Source organism: Shewanella sp., assembly GCF_051658185.1.
Lineage (GTDB): Bacteria > Pseudomonadota > Gammaproteobacteria > Enterobacterales > Shewanellaceae > Shewanella.
In genome coordinates this window covers 1-7,117 of sequence record NZ_JBOFMC010000274.1, presented here as the reverse complement: position 1 = coordinate 7,117, position 7,117 = coordinate 1, and the positions used below count along the sequence as shown (strand labels likewise).

3 protein-coding genes are annotated in these 7,117 nt (G+C 45.0%); all 3 read left to right on the top strand.

Annotated elements, in window-relative coordinates; all coding sequences use genetic code 11:
- On the top strand, positions 1-2,409 hold a 2,409-nt coding region (locus tag ACRCZA_RS10410), incomplete at its 5' end, for a DNA polymerase II (protein ID WP_438674366.1).
- A gap of 207 nt (positions 2,410-2,616) precedes the next feature.
- A complete protein-coding gene (locus ACRCZA_RS10405) occupies positions 2,617-3,792 on the top strand; it encodes a porin (RefSeq protein WP_438674365.1) in 1,176 nt (391 codons plus the stop codon).
- A gap of 261 nt (positions 3,793-4,053) precedes the next feature.
- Positions 4,054-6,858: a TonB-dependent receptor plug domain-containing protein gene (locus ACRCZA_RS10400; protein WP_438674364.1), complete on the top strand. Its 2,805-nt coding sequence runs from the start codon at positions 4,054-4,056 to the stop codon at positions 6,856-6,858.
- Positions 6,859-7,117 lie beyond the last annotated feature (259 nt).

Sequence of the window (7,117 nt, the reverse complement as noted above, 5' to 3'; positions counted from 1 at the left end):
GCTACTGAGCAAGGGCCCGTGCTGGTGGAAGTTCACCATGGCGAGTATCTGTGTTTTTGTCATCAAACGGATGTGGCGACGTTGCAGTTGCAAATGCCAGGGCAACTGCTGCGATATGTACCATTAGCCCTAAAAAGCTTTAGTGGCGGGGCGGTCAGTGGCATTTATACTTCATCAAATCAAGTGTATCGGACCTTGCTTAGGATCGCGAAGGAAGCGGGGATTGCGTTATTTGAAGCCGATATTCGCCCTGAGCAGCGGTTTTTAATTGAGCGTTTTGTGGCGCTGGATGTCGCATTTTTGGGGTATTTTCAGGTCGAGTCGCCCCAATGCGCGGGGGCTGCGCTATTGCAAGCCACGCCGAATGAAGCGGTCGCTCATGCGCCTTTACTCCCGCGCTTTATTGCAAGGCAAGCTAAGTCAGTTGCGCCCTTAGCATCGGTGCGCCTGCGGACGATTTCGTTGGATTTGGAATGCAGTCTGGCGGGGGAACTTTATTCCGCGGCCTTGTACGGTCAGGACCTTCAGGGTAACGCTTATGAAAAGGTGTTTATCGTAGGGGGGATAGCGGATGCCGAGCAAACGATAGGAGAGGCAGCGCTTGCTGATAACGCATTAGCAGATCTTGCACCACATATCCCTCACTATATTGAATGGGTTACGGATGAACCTGAGCTCATTCGGCGATTAATTGCTTGGTTTATGGACTATGATCCCGATTTTATCATCGGTTGGTCGGTGGTGAGCTTTGATTTAGCGTTGTTATCTCGCCGCGCCTTGCTGCACCGCATCCCTCTTGCTATTGGCCGTGGCGGCACCTTACTTGAATGGAAAGTGGAGGATAAATTTCGGCCCGAAACCTTAAATTTACCGGGACGGGTGGTGCTCGATGGTATCGACTGGCTCAAAGCGGCTTTTTATCATTTTGAGCGATTTTCACTGGAGGTGGTGGCCAACGCTTTGTTAGGCGAGGGGAAGGCTATCGGTGATGTCGCTGACCGTGGTGAAGCAATCGAGCGGCTTTTTGCTGAGGATAAGCTGGCGTTGGCCCATTATAATCTTACTGATAGTCGCCTCGTGTGGGATATTTTTCAGCTGACGCAATTGTGGGATTTTGTGCTGGCAAGAGCCGAATTAACGGGATTAGCACTCGGGCGGGTCGGCGCATCGGTGGCAGCTTTTAATCATTTGTATTTGCCACATTTACATCGCGCAGGTTATGTGGCCCCAGCAGCGCCCGCAAGCGTAGGCATTGAGAGTCCAGGAGGGTATGTGATGGACTCGGTGCCAGGGCTGTATCGGCATATTTTAGTATTTGATTTTAAAAGTTTGTATCCCTCAATTATCCGTACTTTTTTGATCGACCCCAAAGGGTTAATTGAGGGATTAACCCAGCCAGAAGCACAATGTGTCCCCGGTTTTTTAGGGGGGCGTTTTAGTCGAGCGCAACCGATTTTACCCAAATTGATTGAGCACCTTTGTGAGCAGCGTGAAAAGGCTAAACGTGAGGCAAATGCGCCATTATCCCAAGCGATAAAAATTATCATGAACTCACTCTATGGCGTGCTTGGCTCCCAAGGGTGCGTGTTCCACGATGCGAAATTAGCCAGTTCAATCACCATGCGCGGCCATCAAATCATGAAGCAAACGCGAACGTGGATTGAAGAGTTGGGTTATCAAGTGATTTACGGCGATACCGATTCCACCTTTGTTTGGCTGGGCCATGATCCACAGCCACAGGATATCGCCCACCTTGGCGAGCGCATTGCCGCGCATATCAATGAGCAGTGGCAGCGAAAAATTAGCCAAGAGTTCCAGCTGGAGAGTTTTTTGACATTGCAGTTTGAGCAGCATTACGAGCAATTTTTTATGCCAACATTGCGAGGCTCCCTCGAAGGCAGTAAAAAACGGTATGTTGGCGCTTGGCGAAATGCCCAAAATGAACTGGAAATGACCTTTAAAGGTATGGAGCAGGTGCGCAGTGATTGGAGTCCTTTGGCACGCAAGGTACAGGCGCAGCTTTATGAGCGTATGTTTCACCAGCGGGATATCCGTGGCTATTTAGCATCGGTTATTGAGGCCTTATTTGCAGGCGCTTTAGACAATGAACTGACTTTCCGTAAGCGGATGCGCCGAGAGTTGACGCAATATACCGCAAAATCCGCACCCCATATCAAAGTGGCACGGCGACTATGTGAACTCACAGGCCAAGCGAGTTTTGGTCAGCGCGGGGCAGAAATTGCTTATGTGATGACCATTAATGGCCCCGAACCTACGCAATATCGAACTTCCCCCATCGATTATCAATACTATCTGGATAAACAAATTGCGCCTATCGCTGAACCCGTATTTTCAATAATGAAACTAAACTACAGCGATATCGCCTCAAAACAGCTGTTGTTAATATAGGGTTTTTATTGGTTTTTTCTGTTGCTTGCACAGGTTTTGCTGGTTGCAACGCTGTATTTATGGTGTTAATCCGGCGATTTTTGTGAAGTTAATCCAGATAATATTTTGTGAGACTCCGGGAACTTTGCTACTCTCAAGGGGAAATTGTAAGGAAATATAACAACGGAATGACGTTAAAAGAACATAAACGAAAAGGTTAAGCACCACATGAACAAGACGCTAGTCGCCACTGCATTGGCAGCAATATTTATCGTTCCATCTGTTTCGGCAATTGAGATCTATAAAGATGATAAAAACGCCGTTTCAATCGGCGGATTTATTGATGCACGTATCATCAATACTCAAGGAGAAACCGAGGTTGTAAATGGTGCTTCTCGAATTAATTTTGGTTTTAACCGTGAACTTGCCCATGGTTGGAACGCATTTGCCAAGTTAGAGTGGGGCGTAAACCCGGTTGGTAACAGCGATATCGTTTACAACGGTCGTTTTGAATCAATTCAAGATGAATTTTTCTATAACCGCCTTGGCTATGCCGGGTTATCGCATGATAAGTACGGTACCGTCACCATTGGTAAACAGTGGGGCGCGTGGTATGACGTAGTGTACGCGACTAACTACGGTTTTGTGTGGGATGGTAATACTGCTGGTGTGTACACCTACAACAAAGATGATGGTGCGGTAAACGGTGTCGGCCGTGGTGATAAAACGGTGCAATACCGTAACACCTTTGGCGATGTCAGCATCGCGGCGCAGGTACAATTAAAAAACAGCAGTTTTGAAACTTGTTTTAGCGCTGAAGAATGTGTACCTGGCAGCGAAGATAACCAACAAGTTGAGTTTGATGAGACCTATGGTTTTGCCGTCACTTATAAAGCGACCGACAAACTGAGTTTGACCGCCGGTGTAAACCGTGGTGAGTTTAACGTGACTTTTGGTAATGGTGACTCTACTACCGCAGTAGATCTTATCTATGGCGCCGGCATTGTGTGGGGCGATTTTGATGCTAATGGCTGGTATGCAGCCGCTAACATCAATTTTCAAGAAAACCACGATACCGATAACCTCGGTCGTTTGATTAAAGAGGCTGTTGGTGCCGAAACCTTACTGTCTTACAAATTCGATAGTGGCATGCGTTATTTTGTGTCTTACAACGTGTTAGATGCGGGTAAAGATTACATCATCCAACCAAACCTGCCTGAATTTACTAACGATGTGTTCAAGCGTCAATTTGTCGTAGCAGGTGTGCACTATGTTATGGATGCTAACACCGTTGTCTATTTAGAAGGCCGTAAAGATTTCAGTGACTTCAGTGGTAGCAGAGAAGCCGAAATGGCCCTCTCTGAAGACGATGGTATCGCCATCGGTATCCGCTATAGCTTGTAATCGCGAATCGATAGCGAAATTTAAAAAATGCCAGTCAGCAATGACTGGCATTTTTGTTTTCAATAAACGACGAACTCTCCTGATTGTTCACATATTGCGTATTTTGTCACGACAAAGTGTAATTTGTATATTTAATGTTGATAAAAGGTTTTATATGTGATTTTATTGTTTACAGCGGTGTTGTTAAGGCACCCCACTGTAAAACCGCTTATTAATTAAGCGGATTATAATAAAGACATAATATGTCCAGGGAGATAGACAATGCATAAGAATAACGTTTTAGCCAAATCGGTGCGTTTTGCACTGATTGGTGGTATGACTGCATCGATGTTAAACGTACCTTTTGTACAAGCAGCCGAAGCAGGTGCAGATAAAGTTGAGCGTATTGAGGTAACGGGTTCGCGTATTAAGCGTACCGATATGGAAGCTTCAAACCCGATTTTGACTATGAGTCGAGATGAAATCGAAGCGTCTGGTATGGTGAGTATCGGTGATATTCTCCAGAGTATTCCTGCTGCGGGTTCTGCATTAAACACTGCATTTAACAACGGTGGTGACGGTTCAACTAATATGGACCTGCGTAACCTAGGTGCACAGCGTTTATTAGTTTTAGTTAATGGTAAGCGTTGGATTTCTTCATTAGGTTCAACCGTCGACTTAAACACGATTCCGACTTCTTCAATTGAACGTATTGAAGTATTAAAAGACGGTGCATCAGCTATTTATGGTTCTGATGCGATTGCTGGTGTTGTCAATATTATCACCCGTAAAAATTTCGAGGGTGTTGAAGTTTCTGTTTATGGTGGTGAAAACGCGAAGTACGGAGATGGTCGTCAATATACCGCGGATCTGACCATGGGCTCAGTATCTGAAAAAGGTGGTTTATTGTTTAATATGGCTCACGTGACTCAACAGCCAATTTGGGCGGGTGATCGTGATGTTTCGGATACCGGCTATAGCTCTACAACTGATAATACACGGATTCGTGTTAAAGGTTCACAATTAAACCAAGCTAACCAAGATGCATTAGCTGCGGTAGGTAAGCCTAATGCTTCTGGTATTTATGATTTAATGGCTAAAGAAGGCACTGGTACTGATATTGGTATGGATCAGTTCCGTCCTCGTGCTGGAAGTGATCTTTATAATTACGCCCCAGATAACTATCTCTCTACCCCGCAAAACCGTAATTCATTCTATGTTCAAGGTTTTTATGAGATAGCTGAAGATTTGCGCGTGGTGTCGGATTTTATGCTGACGAATCGTAAATCATCACAAGAACTTGCGCCAATGCCGTTAACCCTAGGTGCGTCATTTGGTGCCGCGGCCAGTCGCGTGGATATTGGTGGCAATAACATTTACAACCCCTTCGGTGAAACCTTATATGGGGATAGTAAACGTGCCGAGGCTAATGGAAAAGGTAAGGGTTATGTCCCTTATGCGCTGCAACGTCGTATGATTGAAGCGGGCTCGCGCCAATATAGTCAAAACGATATGACCTATCGTGCTATGGTTGGCTTAGAAGGCAATGTGGGTGATACTTGGACATGGAACGCAAGCTACATTTATGGCCAAAATAACCAAGACGTGTTAACAACAGGTCTACTCAACCTTACTCGTATCAATCAAGCTTTAGGTGATAATTGTACGGCTGCCAATGGCTGTGTGGCGTTGAACTTGTTTGGCGGTCCAGGCACGATTACCCAGGATATGGTTGATTACATTACCTTTGATAGTGTTAGCCGTTCAGGTTTAGTGTTAAAAGACTACTCCTTTAACATGACCGGGGATTTATTTGATCTACCCGCTGGTGCGGTTGCGATGGCATTTGGTGTTGAGCGTCGTGAAGAATCTGGTTTTGATACACCAGATCCATTGACTGTTACTGGCGAGTCTTCTGGTAACCAACGTGATGCTACCGAAGGTGCTTTCCGTTTAGACGAAGCTTATGCTGAACTGTCGATTCCAGTGATAGAAAGCTTACTGATCACGCCAGCGGTTCGTGTATCTGATCATGATGCATACGGTAATAATGCCACGGGTAAAGTTGGTGCAGAATTCCGTCCATTTGAAGAGCTGTTGCTACGCGGTACTTGGTCACAAGGTTACCGTGCCCCTTCAATTTCAGATCTGTACGCGGGTAGTGCAGATTCTTACGCAACTTGGACAGATCCTTGTAATACAAGAACCGCTTCTGGCGCGGTAATTGATATTTCCGGTTTACCAGGATGTGCGGGTGTGCCTGATGGGTATCGCCAAGCCAACACACAAATCCGTATTTCTCAAGTTTCATCACCAGATCTTAAACCAGAAACCTCAGAGTCTTATACTTTAGGTACTGTGTATAATCCATCTTGGTTAGAGGGCGCAGAATTTACCGCCGATTACTATAACATCAAGGTTGAAGATGCGATTGGCCGCTATGGACACACCATAATTGCGCGTGAGTGTGCCACAGGTTCTAAAGCATCATCTTGCGATAAAATTGACCGCGATAGCTTAGGTAATATCGTCGATTTACGTAACTTCTTGCAAAATGCCGGTGTTTATGAAGTTGAAGGTATTGACTTCTTTGCATCTTACCTCTTTGGTGAAACCGCCTATGGCTCGTTCAAAACGTCATTGGATCTGGCCTATGTGATGTCAAATACCTTCAATGACGGAGATCGTGTAGGTATTCAAACGGGTGATGGTGGTTTCCCAGAGTTTAAAGGTAACCTAAAGTTAGATTGGGGCATGGGAGATTGGGATGCCCATTGGCAAATGCGTTATGTTGGTGAGCTGACCAGTGATTATTATGTTAGTGATCCAGACAATTATGACTTCTATAAAGCGAATGGTTATAGAGAAACCTTCAGTGCCTATATGATACATAACGTCTCTGTTGGTTATAATATTGAAGATTATAACACTAAGGTTTCTTTAGGTATCAATAACTTGTTTGCTAAAGAACCACAAGCAGAAGGCCCAACTAATAACGAGGCGCTTTCAACCAATAACTTCTCAGTGACTGAGTACGACGTGAATATGGATCGTTTCGTATATTTACGCGCGACCACTAAGTTCTAATATTGTTAGCATGTTGAGTTAATAGAAAGCCGAGTTCACTCTTGTGACTCGGCTTTTTTTATCTTGAGTCAACAAGATATTCTCTCGTTACTAGGGCGTGGTTGAAACAGTTGTTGGGTGATTTTGGCATAAACTGGCACTGTCAGTGTTGTTTATTAAGCTATCAATCAATAAGCCAAGACAATGGTTTATATATGGGCATTACCAATTGTCTCGGTAATGTATTGTGAATGGCTTAGAGCAGCATTTACTTTAAATA

Bases quoted from the DNA above. Each gene is read 5' to 3' on its own strand.
- ACRCZA_RS10405 (WP_438674365.1), top strand. From the start codon at position 2,617: ATGAACAAGACGCTAGTCGCCACTGCATTGGCAGCAATATTTATCGTT.
- ACRCZA_RS10400 (WP_438674364.1), top strand. From the start codon at position 4,054: ATGCATAAGAATAACGTTTTAGCCAAATCGGTGCGTTTTGCACTGATT.